Source organism: Streptomyces sp. WAC05292, assembly GCF_003949955.1.
Lineage (GTDB): Bacteria > Actinomycetota > Actinomycetes > Streptomycetales > Streptomycetaceae > Streptomyces > Streptomyces globosus.
Genome location: NZ_RPSE01000013.1, coordinates 17572 through 38093 on the forward strand (window position 1 = coordinate 17572; position 20522 = coordinate 38093).

The window sequence follows — 20522 nt, forward strand, 5'->3', positions numbered from 1 at the left end:
GGCCGGTCATACCGCGAGGGCCGTGTCGACCGAGTCGTGGATGGAGAAGACGGCTCGCGCGCCGGTCAGTTCGAGGACGCGCATGACCGTCGGCGCGACCGCGGCGAGGCGGAAGTCGATGCCCGCCTCCAGCGCCGCCGAGCGCGTCCTGAGCAGCAGGTTCAGGCCGGACGAGTCGCAGAACCCGACCTCTTCGAGGTCGACCACGAGCACGGGCGGCCCCTGCCCCAGCAGCCGCGACAGCGACTCCTGTGCGGGTGCGAGCGTCTCGATGTCGAGGTCCCCCGCGACACGGCAGACCGCTTCGCGGCCCTGCGTGTGGCGGACCTGCACCGTCAGCGGTGCCTCCTGCGGGTGTCCGGTCGTCATACCGGCTCCCTGCTCGTTATCGGCTGGCATGGGTGTCGTTCCTCCCGAGAGTGCCCCTCGACTTTACGCAAGCCGCCCCCGCACGGCCAAGCCCCGGCCGCAGCAGGCGGACGGCAGGGGGCGTCACGAGGCGCGGCCATTCGGGTTCCTCCGGCGGGACGGTGGGCGGTCCGCCCCCGGATACCCCCGAACGGGCGAACGATGCGCGTCCGCGGCGGGAAATTCGGCGAAGCGGCGAACATCACGGGGCGTCCGGCCGTCCGCCGTCCTCCCGCTCCCGGACGAACACCCCGACGAGGCACGTGTCGTCGTCGGTGTCCGCACGGCTGTACCGCAGCAGGTGGTCCAGGTGCTCCTCCAGGTCGGTGGGGCCGCCTTCCCCGCCGACGGCCTTCTCCGACAGCGAGATCAGACTGGTCAGCGACGCCTGGAGCGACTGGTCGCGGCGCTCGATCAGCCCGTCCGTGTAGAGGACGAGCAGGTCGCCGGGGCGCAGGTGCACCTCGGTCTCCTCGTAGTCGGCCTGGTCCAGAACGCCCAGGAGGATCCCGCCGAGTTGGGGCAGCGTCTCCGCCCGGCCGCCGCGCAGCAGGACGGGCGGCAGATGGCCGGCGCGCGCCCACCGCAGCCGCCTCGTGGCCGGGTCGTACAGCCCGCACACCGCCGTGGCCGTGAGGTTCTCGGTCAACTGGTGGGTGATGCTGTTGAGCCACGTCAGCAGCTGCGCGGGGCCGGCCCCCGTGGCGGCGAGCCCGCGCAGCGCGTTGCGCAGGGCCACCATGCCCGTCGCTGCCTCGATGCCGTGCCCGGCGACGTCCCCCACGCACAGCAGGATCTCCCCTGACGGCAGGGTGAGGGTGTCGTACCAGTCGCCGCCGACGAGGTGGTCCTTCTCGGCGGGCCGGTAGCGGACGGCGACGTGCAGGTCGTCCAGGTGCACCGGGCCGCGGACCGGCGGCATGATGGCGTGCTGCAGCTGGAGGGCGAGGCGGCTGCGCTCGGCGGCCTCCTGCTCGGTCTGCGCGAGCTGGTCGCGGGTGGCCGCCAGGGCCACCTCGGTCCAGTGCTGGGCGGAGATGTCCTGGTAGGCGCCGCGGACGACGCTGAGCCGGCTGCCGGGGTCGTGGACGGGCTCGGCCACCACCCGGATGTGGCGGGCGACGCCGTCGGGGCGCTGGAGGCGGAACGCCGTCGAGGCCGGACGCCGGTGGTGCAGCAGGGTGCGCAGGAAGCGCCCGATGGTGTGCCGGTCGTCGGGGTGGGCGTGGTCGGGAAGCTGTTCCAGGGGGATGGGCAGCGCGGTGGGCGGCAGGCCGTGCAGCTCGTACACCGCCTCGTTCCAGGCGATCTGCCGGGTGTGCAGGTTCTCCTCGAAGCCGCCGATGCGGCCGAGCCGCTGGGCGTGCTGGAGCAGCCGGGCGACGCGCGGCGTGCCGTCGTCGAGGCGCCACACCACCAGGAGGTGGCTGCCGTGCCGGCTGATGCTGACCTTGGCGCGCGTGCTCAGCGGCACCCCGTCGACCATCGCGGAGAGCGTCATGCCCCCGGTGCGGAAGGGCTCCCCGGTGACGAAGACGTGCTCGGCGGCCTCCAGCAGCCCCCCGGCCTCCGCGGCGAGCGGATACGCCTCCAGCAGCCGCGAACCGACGATGGCGCTGGTGGGCCGCCCGGCGAAGTCCACGAACGCCGGATTGGCGTGCCGGATGGTGAACTGCAGCGGCACCTCCCCGCCTTCGGGCGACATCTGCAGGACCAGGCACGGGTCCAGCAGGCCGTCCGCGAGGGCCCGTACCCCGTCGAGCTGCGCGTCGTGGTGCTCGGGGCCCGTCGGCCGGCCGCTGTCCGCCCAGGTCTCCAGGGTCGCCGCGCACAGCTCGGCGAGCGCCTCGAACTGCCGCTGGAGGGGCTGGGACTGCTCGGGCAGCCGGTCGTTCCAGCACACCTCCAGCACGCCCGTGAGCCGCCCGCCGATGCCCGCCGGGACGGCGAGGCGGCCGCCGCCGATCGCGTGCTGGCCGATCGAGGGGAGCCCGGCGTCCGCGAGCGCCGGATACGCCACGGCGGCCCGCTGGTCCAGGGCGCGGCGGGCCGGGGTCGGCACCCCCGGAGGCACATGCCTCCAGCGGTGGGCCTCCTCGGCGCCGAACCCGGCGCTGCCGGCGAGCGAGAGCGACTGGTCGGGGTGGGCGGCCCACACGGCGACCGCGACCGCGCCCAGCGGCCGCAGGGCGTGCTCCAGCATCGAGCGGGCGACCGCCTCGGTGTCCCGCTCCGCGAGGGCGTGCGCCTCGGCGCTGCGCAGGCGGACGCCGACGGAGTCCGCCGCCGACGCCGTCGCCGAAGCCGCGACGAAGTCCCGGGCGATCGCCGAGATCCGGTCCGAGGCCGCCTGGTTGACCAGGTCCGCGGCGAGGACGAGCGGCGTGACCCCGGCCTTCTCGGCGAGGTCCGCCAGCTGCGCCGACGCCTCGGTGGGCCCGCAGTGCAGCCGCTCCACCAGCACGCCGACGGCCATCTCGACGAGGGCCCGCCCGGCGGCGTCCGCGTGCGCCTGCTCCAGCTCCCGCCGCAGCAGCTCGACGGTCGTCGCCAGGCGGCCGACGGCACCGCCGTCGGCGTGCTCCCCGGCCTCGACCTCTGCGGGGGCCGGGGCGGAGACGGCGGCCGCGCCGCTGTCGCGCTGCGCCCCGATCCGGAGCGGGCCGGGGCTGGGGGAGACCCCTGCGCGGCCGCTGCCGTCCAGCGGATCCTGGGGGTGGTGCACTGCTCGTCTCCTCGCGGTCCTTCGGTTGCTGTCGGCCGGCCCGGCGTCAGGAGGCCAGGTGCCGCTTGATCCGGCTGATCAGTTCGCCGGCGTCGACCGGCTTGGTGACGTAGTCGCTGGCGCCCGAGGCGAGGCTCTTCTCCCGGTCGCCGATCATGGCCTTGGCGGTCACGGCGATGATGGGCAGCCCGCTGTGCTCGGGCATGGCGCGGATCGCGGAGGTGGCGGCGTACCCGTCCATCTCCGGCATCATCACGTCCATCAGGATGACGTCGATGCCCGGGTGCGTGGCGAGCGCGTCGAGCGCCGCCCGGCCGTTCTCCGCCTGGAGCACCCGCATGCCGTGCAGTTCCAGGATCCCGGTGATCGCGAACAGGTTGCGGTCGTCGTCGTCGACGACGAGCGCGGTGCGGCCGGCCAGCGAGGGGTCGACCTCGGGGTCCCAGGGCGAGCCGGTGTCCGTGCGGTGGGCGAGCGGCAGGACGTCGCCGGGCCGGTCCGCGCCCATGTGCAGGGCGATGCGCTCGCGCAGCTCGTCCAGCCCCGTGATCAGCTCCAGCAGGCCGGAGCCGCCCCGCTCGCGCAGCAGCCGGGCGTCGTGCGCGGCGGTGCCCCGGCTGCTGTGGGCCAGCACCGGGACGCCCTGCAGCGCCGGATCCCGCTCCATCTCCTCCAGCAGGCCGACGGCCGCCCCGTCGGGCAGGTCCAGTTCGAGGACGACGCAGTGGCAGGGGCTGGTGGCGAGGGTGGCCGCGGCCTCCTGCGCGCCGACCGTGGTGATGATCTCCACCTCCCGGCGGCCCGCCGCGTCCGCGTGGTGCGGCAGGTCCCCGACGGCGTTCTCCGCGACCAGCGACAGCAGACCCTTGGGGCGCGCCTCGACCACGAGAAGGCGGCGCGGCTGCAGCGGCGCCGGCGCGGACGCCGGGTCGGCCGCGGCCCGGGCCGCCTCCAGGACGTCCTGCTCCGGGCCGCCCTCCAGCTCCCGCAGCGCACCCGCGTCCACCGCGGCGACCTCCGCGAACTCGGGCTGCGCGACCGGCAGGTAGAGGGTGAAGGTGCTGCCCTTGCCCAGGGTGCTCTCGGCGGTGATGGCCCCGCCGAGGAGGTAGGCGATCTCGCGGCTGATGGACAGCCCGAGGCCCGTCCCGCCGTACTTGCGGCTCGTGGTCCCGTCGGCCTGCTGGAAGGCGCCGAAGACGGACTCCAGGTGCTGCGGGGCGATCCCGATGCCGGTGTCCGTCACGTGGAACGCGAGGACGGGGCCGCCGCCGCGGCGCACGATCTCCGGGATGCGCGCCTCGTCCGCCGGCTCGATGTGCAGGCCCACGCTGCCCTGCTCGGTGAACTTCACCGCGTTCGACAGCAGGTTGCGCAGGATCTGGCGGAGCCGGTAGTCGTCGGTGACCAGCTCGGACGGCACCTCGGGGGAGGTGTGCACGGTGAAGGACAGGCTCTTCTGGCCGGTCATCGGCCGGAAGGTCGCCTCGACGTAGTCGAGCAGCCTGGCGAGGGAGACCGTCTCGGGGGTGAGGTCCATCTTCCCCGCCTCCACCTTGGACAGGTCGAGGATGTCGTTGATCAGCTGGAGCAGGTCGGAGCCCGCGGAGTGGATGATGCCGGCGTACTCCACCTGCTTGGCCGTCAGGTTCCGTGTCGGGTTCTGGGCCAGCAGCTGCGCCAGGATCAGCAGGCTGTTCAGCGGAGTGCGCAGCTCGTGGCTCATGTTCGCCAGGAACTCCGACTTGTACGTCGAGGCCAGCGACAGCTGGTGCGCCCGCTCCTCCAGCTCCTGGCGGGCCTGCTCGATCTCCAGGTTCTTCGTCTCGATGTCGCGGTTCTGCGCCGCGAGCAGCTCCGCCTTCTCCTCCAGCTCGGCGTTGGACGCCTGGAGTTCCTCCTGCCGGGCCTGGAGCTCCTGCGAGCGGGCCTGCAGTTCGGCGGTCAGCCGCTGGGACTCGCCGAGCAGCTCGTCCGTCCGGGCGTTCGCGATGATCGTGTTGACGTTCACCCCGATCGCCTCCATCAGCTGGTTCAGGAAGTCGCGGTGGACCTGCGTGAACGGCCGCACCGAGGCGAGCTCGATCACGCCGAGCACCTGCCCCTCGACCACGATCGGCAGCACGACCAGCGACAGGGCCTCCGTCTGGCCGAGCCCGGAGGACACGGCGAGGTAGCCGGCCGGGAGGGCGTCGACCGCGATGGGGCGCTTGCTGCGGGCGGCCTGGCCGACGAAGGACTCGCCGAGGCGGAACCGCGTCGGCCGGGAGCCGTCGGGGAAGGCGTACGAGCCGACGAGCTGCAGGATCGTGCCCTCGCGGCCCTCCTCCGCCAGGTAGAAGGCGCCGCACTGCGCCGACACGAGCGGCGTCAGCTCATCCATGATCGACTCGGCGACGAGCTTCAGGTCGCGCTGCCCCTGGAGGAGGGCGGAGATGCGGGCCAGGTTGGTCTTCAGCCAGTCCTGCTCCTCGTTGGCGCGGGTGGTCTCGCGCAGGGACTCCACCATGAAGTTGATGTTGTCCTTGAGGTCGGCGACCTCACCCGAGGCGTCGACGGTGATGGAGCGGGTCAGGTCGCCCGCCGCGACGGCGCTCGTGACCTCGGCGATGGCGCGGACCTGGCGGGTCAGGTTCCCTGCCAGCTCGTTCACGTTCTCGGTGAGCCGCTTCCACGTGCCGGAGACGCCCTCCACCTCGGCCTGGCCGCCGAGCCGCCCCTCGCTGCCGACCTCGCGCGCGACGCGCGTCACCTCGGCGGCGAACGAGCTGAGCTGGTCCACCATCGTGTTGATGGTGGTCTTGAGCTCCAGGATCTCCCCGCGCGCGTCGACGTCGATCTTGCGGGTGAGGTCGCCGTTCGCGACGGCCGTCGTGACCTGGGCGATGTTGCGCACCTGGCTGGTCAGGTTGTGCGCCATGAAGTTGACGTTGTCGGTGAGGTCCTTCCAGGTCCCCGCCACGTTCGGCACCCGGGCCTGGCCGCCGAGGATGCCCTCGGTGCCGACCTCGCGTGCGACGCGGGTCACCTCGTCGGCGAACGCGGACAGGGTGTCGACCATGGTGTTGATGACGCCCGCGAGGGCCGCCACCTCGCCCTTGGCCTCCACGGTGATCTTCTGGGACAGGTCGCCCTTGGCGACCGCGGTCGCCACCTGCGCGATCGAGCGGACCTGCCCGGTCAGGTTGGAGGCCATCACGTTGACGTTGTCCGTGAGGTCCTTCCACGTCCCCGACACCCCGCGGACGGTGGCCTGCCCGCCCAGGTTCCCGGCGGTGCCGACCTCGCGTGCGACGCGCGTCACCTCGTCGGCGAACGCCGACAGCTGGTCCACCATCGTGTTGATGGTGTCCTTCAGCTCCAGGATCTCGCCGCGCGCCGTCACCGTGATCTTCTGGGACAGGTCTCCCTCGGCGACGGCCGTCGCCACCTGGGCGATGGCCCGGACCTGGCTGGTCAGGTTGCCGGCCATGAAGTTCACCGAGTCGGTGAGGTCACGCCAGGTGCCCGAGACGCCCTGGACGTCGGCCTGGCCGCCGAGGATGCCCTCGGTGCCGACCTCGCGTGCGACGCGCGTCACCTCGCCGGCGAACGAACTGAGCTGGTCCACCATCGTGTTGACGGTGTCCTTCAGCTCCAGGATCTCGCCGCGCGCGTCCACGGTGATCTTCTGGGAGAGGTCGCCCTTCGCGACGGCGGTCGCGACCTGCGCGATGTCGCGGACCTGCGTGGTGAGGTTTCCGGCCATCGCATTGACGGAATCGGTGAGGTCCTCCCACGTGCCCGACACGCCCGGCACCTGCGCCTGGCCGCCGAGCCGCCCCTCGGTGCCGACCTCGCGTGCGACGCGCGTCACTTCGGAGGTGAAGAGGGAGAGTTGGTCCACCATGCCGTTGAAGACCGTGGAGATCTCGCCGAGGAGGCCGTCGGCCTCGGCGGGCAGGCGGATGCCGAAGTCGCCGTCGCGTACGGCGGTGAGCCCCGCGAGGAGCAGCCGCAGCTCGGGCTCGCCCACCTGAGCCGGCCCGGTGCCGGATCCCTGGGGCAGTTCCACACCCTCGTCGGGCGGTGTCGCGCCAGCCATCAGAACGTCGCCTCCGTAGAACGCCGGGCCGGTGGCCGGCTGTCGATCCTTCGCGTCCCGCCCGCGTGCCGGACACCGCCGGCCGGGCGCGGTCAGGGCGCGGGCCCGTACCGACCCGGAGGCTACCCCACCCTTCAGGGGATGGGAAAAGCCCCGGATCACGCCGTAATTCGCAGGTGCGGCCGTGCATGGATCCGCGGGATCGGGTGATACGCGCAACATCGGGCGGCCATCGCGGCTGCCCTCCACCGGAAGGAGCCGCCCCGTGGCCGAGATCGCATCCCTGCCCGTGTCCGGATCGTTCGAGCAGCGGCGCGACCGGCCGCTGGACGGGGCGTGCCGGGGCGCGGAGGGCGGCGTCTTCGCCCGGGCCGCCCATGAGCCGGCCGCGGTGGCACGAGCCCGCGAGGAGGCCGCGAAGGCCGTGTGCGGGGGCTGCCCCGTCCGCATCCCGTGCCGCCGCCACGCCCTCGCCGCGCGCATACCGTACGGGGTGCGGGGCGGGCTCACGGCGGACGAGCGGCACGTGCTGCTGGCAGCCGCCCCGCACGTGCCGGCCTGATCGGCGCGGGCGGGCGCCTGCGCGGGGCGGGCGGACGGGCCGGGGCTTCCGGCCCCGGTTGCAGGCCGCTCCCGGCGGCGTGACCATGAACGCGGCGGCCTCCGGCCGCAGAGCGGGGGAGCCCCTGTCCGACGCGGCCACCGCGCAAAAGGGGGAGTGCCGCATGCCCCGACGTTCGCCATTCCGCAGCCTGCTCGCCCTGTGCACCGCCGCCGCACTGTCCGCCGGGGGCTCACTCCCGGCGGCCGCGGCGGCTCCGCCGGCTTCCGCAGCGGCCAGGGCCGCCCCGGCCGCCCCGACACCGAGCGCGGACTGGGTCAGGACGGAGGACGCCCCGAGCCGCATCTCCGCGGAACTTCCCGGCCGCGCCAAGCCCCAGGAGACGTCCGTCCCCGTGGAGGAGGGCGAGGCCGTCGCGGCCCGGACGTACCGCGTGGACCTCCCCGGCGGCGGAGCCGGCTTCACCGTCCATGACGTCCCGGGCTGGCGGAGCACCCTCCGCGAGTTCCTCGACGGCTTCCTCGACTCGTACAACGCCCTCGCGGACGAGCCTCTGAACGGCAGGGACGTCAAGGAGACCACCGTGGAGGGCCGCCAGGTCCTCGATGCCCGCCTGGTCTCCGAGGTCCCCGGCCCGGACGGCGTCGCCGGCTTCATCCGCCTCGTGGCCGACGGCGACCACCTGGTCCAGATCGTCACCTTCGGCCCCGCCGCGGAAGCCAACCCCCTGGGCCAGACCCAGGCCCGCATCGTCGCGAGCCTGCGCTTCCCCGCCACCCCGCCGCCCGCCCCGGACTGACCGGACCCGACCCGCCGCCCGCGTCAGGAGACGAGGCTCTGCTCGTCCAGTTCCGTCAGCCTGACCGTGCACAGGCCGCCGCGTTCCGCCGTGACGGACGTCACCCTCAGCTGGGTCCCCGGGGCGAGGATGTACTCCTCCTCGCCGGTGAACGCCGAGAAGTTGCGGATGCCCACCGCCCGGGCCGGGGTCACCTCGAACAGCGTGCGCTTGCCGCGGCTGCCGAGGAACGCCCGCGCCACGCCCGGCTCCGACGTGCACGAGGACACGCCCCACCAGGTCACCGTCCGGCCCGGCGGGTACTGCCCGCGCAGGTCCAGCGGCACACCCCGCCACAGCGGCTCCGTACGGGCCGGCAGACCGGACACCGCCGAGAACAGCAGCCGCAGGTACGGCATGTACGGCGCCACCCTGGCGCGGTCGGGGGAGCGCAGCGCGGCGTTGATCTCGCGGTAGAAGGCCGACGGGCACGTGTACAGGTACAGGGCGGCTATCGCGTCGGCGCCCAGCCCGCCGGCCGCCTCGTCGACCCGCCGCTTGCCGAACTCGTACGACTCCTTCACGTGCCGGTCGAGGTTCGGCAGCAGGGAGGCGAGGGAGCCCACGGCGTCCTGGAACCCCATGAGCGGCGTGTCGAACACGCCCGTGACCGGCGGGAGGACGAGCCCCTCGTCCTTGACGCTCGCGAGCCGCTCCAGGTACAGCTGGTGCAGCTCCATCGTGGAGGCGATGAACGCCCCCATCCGCGCGGCGGTGCCGTCGTCCTTCCCGCCGCCCGGCACGCCCTCGTTCCACCCCTTGCTCGGCAGCCAGTCGACCGGCTCGGCGCCCAGCGACGCCAGCGCCTCGTTCACCACGGCGAAGTGGTCGCCCTCGCAGAAGACGTCGCCCTGTGCGGCCGGGTTGGGGTGGTCGATGTGCCGGACGTCGACCCCCGGGTACTTCTTCTCCAGCCTCGTGACGACCCGCTTCAGCGCCCGCGCATGGGCGCCCCACCACGCGAACACGACGCCGCGGTCCTCCTCGGCGGCGTCCTGCTTGGCCCTGAGGATCTCCTCGACGATCCGCTCGGCGACCGGACGCCAGAACGCGGTGTGCCGGTCGGTCGCGCTCGCCCCGTCGCTGCCGGCGGTCAACGACGCGTTCAGCAGCAGCACGCCCTGCGTCAGCATCGCCTGGAACCACTCCGGCGGCTGGACGGTGTCCTTCTCCTTCAGCAGCGCCCGCACGTCGGCGATCGGCGTCTTCTTCGGGATCCCGTACTTCCACATCGCCGCCGCCTTGATGATGCAGCGGATGCTGACGACCCTGCCGAACTGGCTGTCCTTCCAGTCGTGGAAGGTGTTGTCGAACATGGCGATGCCGGTGGCGCTCTCCGGCCGCGGGTACGGGTTCTGCCCGAAGACGACCACCTTCCACTTGTGCGGCGGATGCGGCTTGAGCGCCTGGAACGTCAGCTCCCGGACGGGCACGATCTCCTGGCTGCGGCCCTTCCCGATGTACGACGCGGCCTCGGGCTGTGCCTCGATGACGGGCTTCAGCAGCGGAAGCCACGGCTCACCGCCGCCCTCGAACAGCTCGGTGAGGCCCAGCGGGTCGTTCGGGTCGGCCGGGGCCGGGATGTTGGCTTCGCTCATGGGGGAGGGGCTCCCAGGGTTGGTACCGGACGGGGAAACGGCGGGGGTGGCGGTGTCAGTGGCGAAATCCAGGCCGCGCCGGCGGCACGATCCGCACCCGCGTGCCTGCGGGGGCGCTGTCGATGTCGGTGAGCTGCCCGACGACGGTGCTGCGGAGGTCGTCGTAGGAGTCGAAGCAGTGGTCGTTGAAGAGCGTGTAGCCGGTCCACATCAGGTTGGCGCACACCTGCGCCGGGACCCGGCCCGTCTGCGCGCCCATCCCGACGAGCGCCACCGACCGGATGCTGCCCGGAGCGACCCGGTTCTGCCGGTGGACCGCCTGGAACGCGGCCGCGCACGCGAGGGCGACGTTCAGCGTGTGGCCGACGTCCTGAGAGGACTGCTCCATCGTGGGCGTGGAGATCAGGAACCGCGGCTTCTGCGCCCCCGACGGCACGCAGACCGCGCTTCCGACGGGCAGGCCGCCCGCGAAGCCGTCACGGATGGCGCGCTGCACGCGCAGCTGGATCCCGGCGCCGAGGTGCCGCTTGATGACGGCGTCGACCCCGCCGTCCATCCTGCCCCGGGAGTTGGTCGGGGTGACCCATGCGTCGACGTCCTCGTCGAGGATCGAGCCGCGGCGGATCTCGATCTCCGGCGTGTCGGCGAACGCCGCCCGCCACGCCTGGACCACCTGCGCGTTGAGATCGGTCAGCACCACCCGCAGCCGGGGCTGCACACGGTTGTCGGTCATGATCGCTCCTTCGGGAGGACGGCCCTTCGAACTCCCTCGAAACTACCTTCGACCACTGACAACGGACCTTCGGCGCAGCCCCCCTGACCAGCCGTCACACCGCCGCGGCGGCGCTCCGTCCGCGCACCCGCGTGTGCATCCGCGCGCCGCGGGCACACGCGGGCCATGACCGTGCAGAAGACACCCGTACTCGCCCTGGACTGCGCCGAACCCGAGGGCCTGGCACGCTTCTACGCCGGCCTGCTGGGCGGCGAGGTCCGGCCCGGCCCCGGCCCCGACGAAGTGGAGGTGGCGGGCCCGGACGGCGTCACGGTGGCCTGCCGCCGCGACCTCGGCTTCGCCCCGCCGAGCTGGCCCCGGCCGGAGGGCTCGCTTCAGGCGCACCTGCGCATCCGCGTCGCGGCCGCCGACCTCGACGAGGCCGAGCGGGAAGCGGTCTCCCTGGGGGCCCGCCCGGTCGCCACCGGCACGGAGGACGGCTTCCGCCCGGTCCGCCTCTTCAGCGACCCGGCGGGCCACTCGTTCGCCCTCATGGCGGCGGACCCGCCGACCGGGGACCGCTAGGACCTGTCCCGCCGCGGCCGGATCAGCGCGGCGGCCGGATCAGCGCCCGGCCGGGGCCAGCACCACGAAGTCCGCCCCCGCCGGGTCGAGGCAGACGGCCAAACGGCCGACACCCTCGGCGTCCTCGGGCCCCATCTGCAGGCTGCCGCCGTTCGCGGTGACCGCCGCCACCGCCGCGTCGCAGTCCGCGACGGCGAACACCGGGTGCCAGTACGGCCGCCCGCCGGCGGTGGAGAGCTGCTCCGCGGGCAGCTCCATCATCCCGCCGTGCATCCGCTCGTCGGGCTGCCCCGCCGGGGTGACCAGCCAGTACGAGCCCCCGCCGCCCGGCATCTCCATCGCCCCGAACCGCCAGCCCAGCACCTCGCCGTAGAACTCCTTCGCGGCCTCGACGTCGCTGGTGTACAGCTCGGTCCACGACAGCGAGCCGGGCTCGTCCACCAGCTCCACACCCGCGTTGGTCCCCGGCTGCCAGACCGCGAACTCGCCGCCCAGCGGGTCGCTGAACTGCGCCATCCGCCCCCACTCGGCCAGATCGCGCGGCGGCACCCGTACGGTCCCCCCGGCCTGCCGGACGGCCTCGGCGGCGGCGTCCGCGTCGGCCACGCAGTAGTAGACCATCCAGGCCGACCGGGCGCCCTCCTCCGTCAGCCTGCCCAGGCCGGCCACGATCCGGCCGTCCTTGCGCAGCACCCCGCCCTCCATGTCCTCGCCCTCGCCCATGGACTCGTACTCCCACCCCAGCACGGCGCCGTAGAACGCCGCGGCGGCGCGGACGTCCGGGCTGCCCAGGTCGATCCAGCAGGGGGAGCCGGGGACGAAGTCGGTGGTGATCATGGCGTGCCCTTCCTCAGGTCGCTGACGAGCCCAGCCTGACACCCGCCGCCCGGCCCCGCCCCCCGACGGCATGGACCCGGACCCGCCCGGGTAGCCGCCGGAGGTGGGACGCGAACGGCTGGTGTTCGACGGATGGATCGCCGCCCTCGGGACGGCGTCCGGCACCCGCGTGGTCCTCGGCCACTGGCCCGCCTCCCCCTTCGGGCCGTTCAGCGACGTGATGCTGGAGGACGCCGGCGGCCGGCGGACCCTGCTCGCGCCCACCGCCCGCACCGCGGCCTGCATCGCGGGCGTCTACCGTTTCGACGAGGTCCGCACCGCCCCCGTCGCCGTGCACGTGGACGGCCCGCGCTGGGAGGTCGCCGCCGGCCCCCTGGCCCTGTGGTTCTCCGTCGGCCGGCGCGGCCCGCTCGGCCTGGCGCTGCGCGCCGTCCCCCGACCGCTCGCCCGCCGTCCCGCCTGGGCCGCGCTGACCGCAGCTCCGGCCCGCCTGCTGCCCGGCGTCCGCACCCGCGGCAGCGCGCGCCCCGGCCACCGCCAGTGGTACGCGGCCCGCGATCTGCGCCGCATCACCGGCGCCGGCGCGGCCCTCGACGGCGCGGACCTCGGGCCGCTGCGTCCCGTCCTGCCCCCCGTGCGCTTCGGCTTCGGCTCGGCTCCCGCCACACCGGCGCTCGTACGCGTCGTCACGACCATCGAAACGCCGGCGGACGGATAGGGCCCGTGCAGACATTCCTCCCGTACCCCGGATTCGCCGAGTCCGCCGCGGCCCTGGACCCCAGGCGCCTCGGCAAGCAGCGGGTGGAGGCCCTCCAGGTCCTCCGCGGCCTCACCCTGCCCGGCTACGGCTGGCGCCGGCATCCCGCGGTCCGCATGTGGGCCGGCTACGAGGAGGCCCTCGTCCGGTACGGGCTGGACGTGTGCGGGGTGTGGACCGCCGAGGGGCGCGCCGACACCTGCGCGGCCACGATGCTGGCCGACTTCCGGAACCTGCGCCCCGGCAGCCGGGTGCGCGAGCAGCGGCGGCTCGCGGCGGCCGGGGAGCTGCCGCCCTGGCTCGGCGACCCGGCGTTCCACCGCAGCCACCAGTCCGCGCTGGTGCGCAAGGCCCCCGAGTTCTACCGCGAGCGCTTCCCGGGGGTACCGGACGACCTGCCCTACGTATGGCCCGCGTCGGACCGCGCCGCCGACCCCGGCGACGGGCCCTGAGCGGCCCTGGACCCCGCCGTGAGGCGCGCCCTTCCGGCGCGCAGGGGTGAAGACGATCCCATCATGACAGGTCAGAGGCGGTTTTCGTAGGACGGAAGGCACAGTCGTTTGCCCTTGTTGGGGCCCCTGTGCGGCTTTCAGAATCACCGTCATGAATCACACGGCGAACACCAACCACGACGCAGTGCTGCGAGCCCGGGTGGCCCTCCTGGGGTCGGGGACCCTGCCGCTCCGTCAGCAGGTCGCGGCCTACCGGCTCCTCGCCGAGGTCACCCCGCTCGCGTACCTGCCCCGACTGTCGATCGCGCTGTACGACTACAGCCGCCAGGAGTTCGCGCACGACCCCCGCATCGCGCTCGCCCTGCGGGCCGAGTCCCTGGACGCGGCCCGGCGCATGCACGCGCTCGAACCGGAGCGCCTGGAACTGCTCGTGGCGGCCCTCGACGCGTACCGGGAACTCCTCGACAGCACCGGCGACACGGAGGCGGCCGAGGCCGCGACCGGGGAACTCGCGAGTCTGGGGCACCGCCCCGGCCTCCCGGACCAGCGCTTCCACCACCTCGCGTACCACTAGGGCCCGTCCGTCCGGCCCCGGGCTTCCCGCAGACGGGTGTTGAGGCGGGCGGCCCGGCGGGTCAGGTGGTCGCGCTCGGCCACGTTGGGGGCCCTGCGGGCCGCCTCCGCGTACAGGCGGGCCGCGCCCGCCAGGTCGCCGTCGCGCTCGTGCAGGTACGCCGCCACCGCCGTGTGGCGGGGGAGCGAGTCGTCCACCGCGGAGAGGGCGGCCAGGCCGGCGCGGGGCCCGTCCGCCTCCCCGACGGCGACCGCCCGGTTGAGCAGGACGACCGGGCTGCCGGTCAGCCGGGCCAGCTCGTCGTACCACTCCACGATCTGCACCCAGTCGGTCTCCGCGGCGGTGCGCGCGTCGGCGTGGAGCGCCGCGACGGCGGCCTGTGCCTGGTACTCGCCGAGCCGGTCCCGGGCGAGGGCCGCCTGGAGGATCCCGGTGCCCTCGGCGATCAGCACCGTGTCCCACAGGCCGCGGTCCTGCTCGGCGAGCGGAACCAGGCTGCCGTCGGAGGCGGTCCGGGCGGCGCGCCGGGCGTGGTGGAGCAGCATGAGGGCGAGCAGCCCGGCCGCCTCCGGGTGGTCGGTGCGGGCCGCGAGCTGCCGGGTGAGCCGGATGGCCTCGGCCGCGAGGTCGACGTCCCCGGAGTAGCCCTCGTTGAAGACGAGGTAGAGGACGCGCAGCACGGTGGCGACGTCTCCGGGCCGGTCGAAGCGCACCCCGGAGACGGTGCGCTTGGCCCGGCTGATGCGCTGCGCCATGGTCGCCTCGGGCACCAGGTAGGCGCGGGCGATCTGCCGGGTGGTCAGCCCGCCGACGGCCCGCAGCGTGAGCGCGACGGCCGACGACGGCGTCAGCGAGGGGTGCGCGCACAGGAAGTACAGCCGCAGCGTGTCGTCCGCGGCCGGCGCCGGGCCGGGCGCCGGCTCCTCGCCTGCGCGGTCCTCGCGCCGTCGCCGGGCGGCGTCCGAGCGGGCCGCGTCGAGGAACTTGCGCCAGGCCGCGGTGAGCAGCCAGCCCTTCGCGTCCCGCGGGGGGTCGGCGGGCCAGACGCGCAGCGCCTCGACGAGCGCGTCCTGTACGGCGTCCTCGGCCGCCGCGAAGTCGGCTCCGCGGCGGACGAGGGCCGTGAGCACGCCGGGGGTGAGGCTCCGCAGCAGGGCTTCGTCCATCGGAGGGGTCACTCCGTGGCGGTGGGCTTCGCGGTCAGGAACGGGCGGACCTCCAGCCACTCGTGGATCGGCCTGCCGCCCGCCCCGGGGGCGGCCGACAGCTCGCCGGCCAGTTCGACGGCGCGGTCGTAGCCGTCCACATCGATGATCATCCAGCCTGCGATGAGGTCCTTGGTCTCGGCGAACGGCCCGTCGGTGACGGGCGGGCGGCCCTCGCCGCCGTAGCGGACCCAGGCCCCCTCGGGGGCGAGGGCCTGGCCGTCGACGAACTCGCCGGTCTCCTCCAGCCGGGCCGCGAAGTCGTTCATGTACCGGATGTGCGCCGAGACCTCCTCGGGGGTCCACTGGTCCATCGGCACGTCGTTGACGGCGGCGGGTGCGCCTCGGTAGTGCTTCAGCAGCAGGTACTTGGCCATCGTGTTCTCCTGGGTGCTCGTGCGGCCCATTGTGGCCGCGTTCGTACCGGGGACGGAGCAGGACGCGGTTTCTCGACATCTCCGCCGGATCTTCTTTCCGGGTGCGCCGGCTGCCGCCGTCACGGGGGAGCGGCGGAGTCCCGGCGGAGCCGGTCCAGGCGGCGGATGACGGGCGTGGCGGCCGCGCCGTGCAGGAGGACGGACAGCAGCACGGTGAAGGCGACCACGGACCACAGCTGCGGAGCCAGCGCGTCGAAGCGCGTGGTCTGCCCCAGGGCGTAGGCGAGGTAGAACAGCGAGCCGATGCCGCGGATGCCGAAGAACGACGCCGTGAGGCGCTCCCGCGGCCCGGCCCCGTGCCCCCACAGGCTCGCCCAGCCGGCGAGGGGCCGGACGGCCAGGACGAGCAGCCCGGCGACGAGGGCACCCTGCCAGGTCAGGTCGGGCAGGCCCGAGGCCGCCAGGTAGCCGCCGAGGAGGAACAGCAGGAAGACGGTCAGCAGCCGCTCGACCTGCTCGGTGAACTCGTGCAGCACCTTGTGGTAGCCGTGGCTGCGCTCCGCGGCCCGGATCGTGCAGGCGGTGACGAAGACGGCGAGGAAGCCGTAGCCGTGGAGCAGCTCGGCCGCCCCGTACGCCACGAAGGTGGCCCCGAGCGCGACGAAGCCCTCCATGTGCTCGGAGAGCCGCAGCGCCGACGGCCGCGCCCGGAAGAACATCAACCCCAGCAGCCGCCCCGTCACCGCGCCGACCGCCGTGCCGACGGCGGTCATGGCGAGCACGTCGACGAGGACCCACCGCCCGATCCAGCCGGCGCCGCCGCCGGCGGAGGCGAGCGCCAGAGCGGCGAGGACGAAGGGGAAGGCGAGCCCGTCGTTCAGTCCGGCCTCCCCGGTCAGCGAGAACCGCACCTCGTCCTCGTCGTCCTCCTCGTCGGTCGGCTCCCCGACGCGCACCTCCGCGGCGAGCACCGGGTCGGTCGGCGCGAGGACCGCGGCCAGGAGCAGTGCCGCGGCGAGCGGCCACCCGAGCAGGGGGGCGGCGACCGCGCAGACCGCGGCGACGGTCAGCGGCAGGGCGATCCCGACGAGCCGCCACGGCCCCGCCCAGCGCCGCAGCCCGACCGGCCGGTTCAGGGCGAGGCCCGCACCCATGAGGGAGACGATGACGCACAGCTCGGTCGCGTGCTCCACCCACAGCCGGTCCCGGACGGGGTCCACCACGGGCACGGGCAGCGGCAGCAGTCCCACCAGCAGGCCCGCCGCCATGAACACCATCGGCATGGACAGCGGCCGCCGGAAGACGAGCCGCGGCACCACGGCCGCGCCGAGCGCGCCGACCCCCATGGCCAGGTACACGGCGTCGGAGATCGTCATCCCTGCGGACCCCCCACCGGATTGCACATATATTGCAACTGCGAGATACATGCAGAAAGGGGCCCGTGGTGGGCGGACCGGTGGTACTGGGGATCGAGTCGTCGTGCGACGAGACCGGCGCGGGCATCGTGCGCGACGGCGAGCTGCTGGCGCACGTCGTCGCGTCCAGCATGGACGAGCACGCGCGGTTCGGCGGCGTCGTACCCGAGATCGCCGCGCGCGCCCACCTCCAGGCCTTCAACCCCGTGGTGCGCGAGGCCCTCGACCGGGCCGGGCTGCGCCTCGGGCAGATCGACGCCGTGGCCGTCACCACCGGCCCCGGCCTGTCCGGCGCCCTCCAGGTGGGCCTCGCCGGAGCCAAGACCCTGGCGTACGCGGCCGGCGTCCCCCTCTACGGCGTCCACCACCTCGCCGGGCACGTCGCCGCCGACACCCTCGTCCACGGACCGCTGCCCCGCCCGTCCGTCGTACTGATCGTCTCGGGCGGCCACACCACGCTGCTCCTCGTGCGCGACCTCGTCCGCGAGCCGATCCTGCACCTCGGCGACACCCTCGACGACGCGGCCGGGGAGTGCTTCGACAAGGTCGCCCGCATCCTCGGCCTCCCCTACCCGGGCGGCCCCGCCGTCGACCGGGCCGCCCGGGACGGCGATCCGCGGGCCGTGGCCTTCCCGCGGCCGCTGACCCGCCCCGGCGACGACCCGTACGCCTTCTCGTTCTCCGGGCTGAAGACGGCCGCCGCCCGCTGGGTCGAGGACCACCGCGCCCGCGGCGTGCGGGTGCCCGTCGCCGACGGGGCGGCCGCCCTCCAGGAGGCCGTCGCCGACGTGCTCACCCGCAAGGCCCTGGCCGCCTGCGCGGCGCACGGCGTCCGCACGCTGGTCGTGGTCGGCGGCGTCGCCGCCAACTCCCGGGTGCGCGCCCTGGCCGAGCGGCGGTGCGCCTCGGCCGGCGTCGAACTGCGCGTCCCCCCGATGACGCTGTGCACCGACAACGGCGCGATGATCGCCGCCGTCGGCGGCCTGCTGGTGCGCTCCGGGGCCGAACCGGCCCCGCTCGACGTCTCGATCGACCCCTCCGCCCCCCTCGAGTACGCCGCCCTCACCCCGCTCGCCCGCACCCCCGCCCGGGCGGCCGGCTGACCCCGCCGCCCTCAGCCGTGGTGGCACTGGCCGCCCCGGACCATGTCGAGGTGCGCGGACACCACCGGGCGGGCCTCGCGCGCCGCGGCCTGCACGTCCGGGTCCTGGCCGCGCCGGATCTCCGCATCGATGACGAGGAGCGTCTTCTTGTGGGCGTTCTCCTGCGCCGCCAGCCAGGCCTTGTCATAGCCGCCGCCCGCCTTCGACTGCAGGCTCTTCAGCTCGGCCTCCTGCTCAGGCGTGACGCCGGCCGCCAGGGTGACGCCCTCCTTCTCCGCCAGGTCGGACAGCGCCGCGTCCAGCTTCTCGTGGTCGCGCACGAGCATCGCGCCGACCTCCTTCACGCAGGACGAGCCCCCGTGCCGCTGCGCGTCCGCGCCCGCCGCGATCTCCGCCATGTTGCCCTGGTGGGCGCTGTTCATGAACGTCACGTCCTGGCCGCTGACCGCCGCGGACGACGTGCCCGGGACCGCGCCGAGCCCGACCACGGCGATCGTGCAGGCGCATGCCGCGAAAATGCTTCTCCGCATGGCTCCTCCTCAGTCGCAACCGGCCTCCGCCGGGCGTGTCTCCCCCGCCTACCCGCAGGCAGGGCGGCAAACGGGCCCGGGCGGCGGCGTCTGCGCCGAGGGGGAGGAGGAGCTTTCGGGGCCGGAGCGCACCGGCCGGGAGTCACGGGCGGGGCTGCCACTCCTCGGGGCCGCCGCCGCGCCACTCCACGAACGCGGGGTCGGTGAGGTCGGCGTCGTCGGCGTTCTCCAGGCCGGCCGCGGCGAGGAAGACGCGGATGTCGGCCGGGCGGTGGGCCACCCCGATGGCGACGCCGTCGTACCGCACCCGGCGCCAGCCGTTCTCGTCGGGCGGGTAGACGACCAGTCTGGCGGGCATGGCCCCAGCCTGGTCCCGTCCGGGCCGGGCGGCACCCCGCAACACCCGAACGGGTGGCTCCGCCGCCGGGCGGCCGCTCACCCGCTCCCGGCGGGCGCCGGCCCTGCCCGCAGCGCCGCGGCCGCGTAGACGGCGGCGCCGGCGGCGAGGGCGTCCTCGTCGAACACGGCGAGGTTGGAGTGCAGGTCCGCGGCCTCCTCCGGCGGGACCCCGGGCGGGCGGGCCCCCAGGAACGCCATCGAACCGGGCACCTCCCGCAGGATGTAGCTGAAGTCCTCGGCGCCCATGAACGGCGCGGGCAGCCGCCCGACCCGGTCCTCGCCGAGCAGCGCGACCGCCGTGTCGTACAGGGCGGCCGTGCGCTCGGCGTCGTTCACGACGGGCGGGTAGCCCTCCTCCAGATCCACGTCGGCCTCGGCCCCGTGGGCGGCGGCCACATGCCGCGCGACCCTCCGGATGCCCTCGCGGACCCGCTGCCGGGCGGCGGGGGAGAGCGTCCGGAACGTGCCGCGGATCTCGGCCGTCTCGGGGATGACGTTCGACGTCGTGCCGGCGTGGATGGAGGCGACCGTGACCACCGCAGGATCGAAGACGTCGACGGTCCGGGTCACCATCGACTGGAGCGCCTGCACGATCTCGCAGGCGACCGGCACCGGATCGAGCGCCCGGTGGGGGGACGAGGCGTGCCCGCCGCGCCCGCGGACGGTCACGTGCAGCCGGTCGGAGGCGGCGAAGGTGGGGCCGGACCGCAGGTGCAGGGTGCCGCTGTCGAAGCGGGTCGTGACGTGCAGTGCGAACGCGGCCGCCACCCCCGCCCCGCCGGCGGTCTCCAGCACCCCCTCGTCGATCATGTGGCGGGCGCCGCCGCCGGACTCCTCGCCCGGCTGGAACATGAAGACGACCCGGCCGGCCAGCAGTCCGCGGCGGGCGGCGAGCAGCCGGGCGGCGCCGACGAGCATCGCGGTGTGCGTGTCGTGCCCGCAGGCGTGCATGGCGCCCGGCACCCGGGAGGCGAACTCCAGGCCGGTGCCCTCCTCCAGCGGCAGGGCGTCCATGTCGGCGCGCAGCAGCACCGCCGGGCCGGGCAGAGCGCCCTCCAGGGTGGCGGTGACGGAGCTCAGCCGGGTGCCGGTCGCCGCCTCCAGCCCGAGCCCTTCCAGCGCCTCCAGGACGGCCCGCTGCGTACGCGGCAGATGGGTGCCCAGCTCGGGGAAGCGGTGGATGCGCCTGCGCAGGGCGACGATGTCGGGCAGCGCGGCGTGCGCGTCGGCGAGGAGGCCCTCCAGGGCGGCCCCTCCGGACGCGGGCGCGGGGGCGGGGACGCTCAACGGAATCTCCTCACGGAACGTGCCGGGCACACGGATACGGGTCGCCTGCCATCCCTGCCCCGCATCCCGCCCCG

The 20522-nt window shown here is 74.5% G+C and carries 19 protein-coding genes; 7 read left to right on the top strand and 12 right to left on the bottom strand.

Annotated elements, in window-relative coordinates; translation table 11 throughout:
• Positions 1-6: 6 nt before the first annotated feature.
• The 3 genes from EF903_RS03065 to EF903_RS03075 all read right to left on the bottom strand — a co-directional run bounded on the left by EF903_RS03065 (position 7) and on the right by EF903_RS03075 (position 7217).
• Entirely contained in the window at positions 7-369 is a 363-nt protein-coding gene (locus EF903_RS03065) for an STAS domain-containing protein (RefSeq protein ID WP_125541029.1), read from the bottom strand.
• 241 nt (positions 370-610) lie between these two features.
• Entirely contained in the window at positions 611-3133 is a 2523-nt protein-coding gene (locus EF903_RS03070) for a SpoIIE family protein phosphatase (protein WP_260614751.1), read from the bottom strand.
• Positions 3134-3179: 46 nt separating this feature from the next.
• Complete coding sequence (locus EF903_RS03075; protein WP_125541030.1) at positions 3180-7217, bottom strand: HAMP domain-containing protein; 4038 nt, start codon at positions 7215-7217, stop codon at positions 3180-3182.
• Positions 7218-7482: 265 nt separating this feature from the next.
• Between EF903_RS03075 and EF903_RS03080 the strand changes: the two genes are divergently transcribed.
• Positions 7483-7779, top strand: coding sequence for a WhiB family transcriptional regulator (locus EF903_RS03080; protein WP_260614752.1), 297 nt, complete (start codon positions 7483-7485; stop codon positions 7777-7779).
• A 163-nt stretch (positions 7780-7942) separates the two neighbouring features.
• Positions 7943-8578 (top strand): hypothetical protein, encoded by a 636-nt coding sequence (locus EF903_RS03085; RefSeq protein ID WP_125541031.1) that lies wholly within the window; start codon positions 7943-7945, stop codon positions 8576-8578.
• Between the two features lie 23 nt (positions 8579-8601).
• On the opposite strand, the gene EF903_RS03090 is transcribed toward EF903_RS03085, so the two are convergent.
• Entirely contained in the window at positions 8602-10215 is a 1614-nt protein-coding gene (locus tag EF903_RS03090) for an ADP-ribosyltransferase domain-containing protein (RefSeq protein WP_125541032.1), read from the bottom strand.
• 55 nt (positions 10216-10270) lie between these two features.
• Positions 10271-10948, bottom strand: a complete 678-nt coding sequence (locus EF903_RS03095; protein WP_125541033.1) for a macro domain-containing protein — start codon at positions 10946-10948, stop codon at positions 10271-10273.
• Between the two features lie 165 nt (positions 10949-11113).
• Between EF903_RS03095 and EF903_RS03100 the strand changes: the two genes are divergently transcribed.
• Positions 11114-11512: a VOC family protein gene (locus EF903_RS03100; RefSeq protein ID WP_125541034.1), complete on the top strand. Its 399-nt coding sequence runs from the start codon at positions 11114-11116 to the stop codon at positions 11510-11512.
• A 39-nt stretch (positions 11513-11551) separates the two neighbouring features.
• Here EF903_RS03100 and EF903_RS03105 read toward each other — a convergent pair whose 3' ends face one another.
• On the bottom strand, positions 11552-12349 hold the full coding sequence (locus EF903_RS03105) for a VOC family protein (protein ID WP_125541035.1): 798 nt from the start codon (positions 12347-12349) through the stop codon (positions 11552-11554).
• A 103-nt stretch (positions 12350-12452) separates the two neighbouring features.
• Between EF903_RS03105 and EF903_RS03110 the strand changes: the two genes are divergently transcribed.
• The 3 genes from EF903_RS03110 (at position 12453) to EF903_RS03120 (ending at position 14132) form a co-directional block, all read left to right on the top strand.
• Entirely contained in the window at positions 12453-13067 is a 615-nt protein-coding gene (locus tag EF903_RS03110) for a hypothetical protein (RefSeq protein ID WP_125541036.1), read from the top strand.
• 5 nt (positions 13068-13072) lie between these two features.
• Positions 13073-13558 carry an MSMEG_6728 family protein gene (locus EF903_RS03115; protein ID WP_125541037.1) on the top strand — a complete coding sequence of 162 codons (486 nt, stop codon included), beginning with the start codon at positions 13073-13075 and terminating at the stop codon, positions 13556-13558.
• A gap of 151 nt (positions 13559-13709) precedes the next feature.
• Complete coding sequence (locus tag EF903_RS03120) at positions 13710-14132, top strand: hypothetical protein (RefSeq protein WP_125541038.1); 423 nt, start codon at positions 13710-13712, stop codon at positions 14130-14132.
• Here the strand turns inward: EF903_RS03120 and EF903_RS03125 are convergent.
• From EF903_RS03125 to EF903_RS03135, 3 genes are all read right to left on the bottom strand, one after another.
• The gene (locus EF903_RS03125; RefSeq protein WP_125541039.1) at positions 14129-15298 is read right to left on the bottom strand and encodes an RNA polymerase sigma factor; all 1170 of its coding nucleotides are present in this window, start codon (positions 15296-15298) and stop codon (positions 14129-14131) included. The two genes, EF903_RS03120 and EF903_RS03125, sit on opposite strands and share 4 nt — an antisense overlap.
• 8 nt (positions 15299-15306) lie before the next feature.
• Positions 15307-15714, bottom strand: a complete 408-nt coding sequence (locus tag EF903_RS03130; protein WP_125541055.1) for a YciI family protein — start codon at positions 15712-15714, stop codon at positions 15307-15309.
• Positions 15715-15833: 119 nt separating this feature from the next.
• A complete protein-coding gene (locus tag EF903_RS03135) occupies positions 15834-17090 on the bottom strand; it encodes a cation:proton antiporter (protein WP_125541040.1) in 1257 nt (418 codons plus the stop codon).
• Positions 17091-17170: 80 nt separating this feature from the next.
• On the opposite strand from EF903_RS03135, the gene tsaD reads away from it, so the two are divergent.
• On the top strand, positions 17171-18232 hold the full coding sequence (tsaD, locus tag EF903_RS03140; RefSeq protein ID WP_125541056.1) for a tRNA (adenosine(37)-N6)-threonylcarbamoyltransferase complex transferase subunit TsaD: 1062 nt from the start codon (positions 17171-17173) through the stop codon (positions 18230-18232).
• 11 nt (positions 18233-18243) lie between these two features.
• Here tsaD and EF903_RS03145 read toward each other — a convergent pair whose 3' ends face one another.
• From EF903_RS03145 to EF903_RS03155, 3 genes are all read right to left on the bottom strand, one after another.
• Entirely contained in the window at positions 18244-18762 is a 519-nt protein-coding gene (locus EF903_RS03145) for a DUF4142 domain-containing protein (RefSeq protein WP_125541041.1), read from the bottom strand.
• 142 nt (positions 18763-18904) lie between these two features.
• Positions 18905-19120, bottom strand: a complete 216-nt coding sequence (locus EF903_RS03150; RefSeq protein ID WP_125541042.1) for a hypothetical protein — start codon at positions 19118-19120, stop codon at positions 18905-18907.
• Positions 19121-19197: 77 nt separating this feature from the next.
• On the bottom strand, positions 19198-20448 hold the full coding sequence (locus EF903_RS03155) for a M20 family metallopeptidase (RefSeq protein WP_260614754.1): 1251 nt from the start codon (positions 20446-20448) through the stop codon (positions 19198-19200).
• Positions 20449-20522 lie beyond the last annotated feature (74 nt).

Bases quoted from the DNA above. Each gene is read 5' to 3' on its own strand.
- EF903_RS03090 (WP_125541032.1), bottom strand. From the start codon at position 10,215: ATGAGCGAAGCCAACATCCCGGCCCCGGCCGACCCGAACGACCCGCTG.
- EF903_RS03075 (WP_125541030.1), bottom strand. From the start codon at position 7,217: ATGGCTGGCGCGACACCGCCCGACGAGGGTGTGGAACTGCCCCAGGGA.
- EF903_RS03120 (WP_125541038.1), top strand. From the start codon at position 13,710: ATGAATCACACGGCGAACACCAACCACGACGCAGTGCTGCGAGCCCGG.
- EF903_RS03100 (WP_125541034.1), top strand. From the start codon at position 11,114: ATGACCGTGCAGAAGACACCCGTACTCGCCCTGGACTGCGCCGAACCC.
- EF903_RS03065 (WP_125541029.1), bottom strand. From the start codon at position 369: ATGACGACCGGACACCCGCAGGAGGCACCGCTGACGGTGCAGGTCCGC.
- EF903_RS03135 (WP_125541040.1), bottom strand. From the start codon at position 17,090: ATGACGATCTCCGACGCCGTGTACCTGGCCATGGGGGTCGGCGCGCTC.
- EF903_RS03125 (WP_125541039.1), bottom strand. From the start codon at position 15,298: ATGGACGAAGCCCTGCTGCGGAGCCTCACCCCCGGCGTGCTCACGGCC.
- EF903_RS03085 (WP_125541031.1), top strand. From the start codon at position 7,943: ATGCCCCGACGTTCGCCATTCCGCAGCCTGCTCGCCCTGTGCACCGCC.
- EF903_RS03130 (WP_125541055.1), bottom strand. From the start codon at position 15,714: ATGGCCAAGTACCTGCTGCTGAAGCACTACCGAGGCGCACCCGCCGCC.
- EF903_RS03145 (WP_125541041.1), bottom strand. From the start codon at position 18,762: ATGCGGAGAAGCATTTTCGCGGCATGCGCCTGCACGATCGCCGTGGTC.
- EF903_RS03105 (WP_125541035.1), bottom strand. From the start codon at position 12,349: ATGATCACCACCGACTTCGTCCCCGGCTCCCCCTGCTGGATCGACCTG.
- EF903_RS03095 (WP_125541033.1), bottom strand. From the start codon at position 10,948: ATGACCGACAACCGTGTGCAGCCCCGGCTGCGGGTGGTGCTGACCGAT.
- EF903_RS03150 (WP_125541042.1), bottom strand. From the start codon at position 19,120: ATGCCCGCCAGACTGGTCGTCTACCCGCCCGACGAGAACGGCTGGCGC.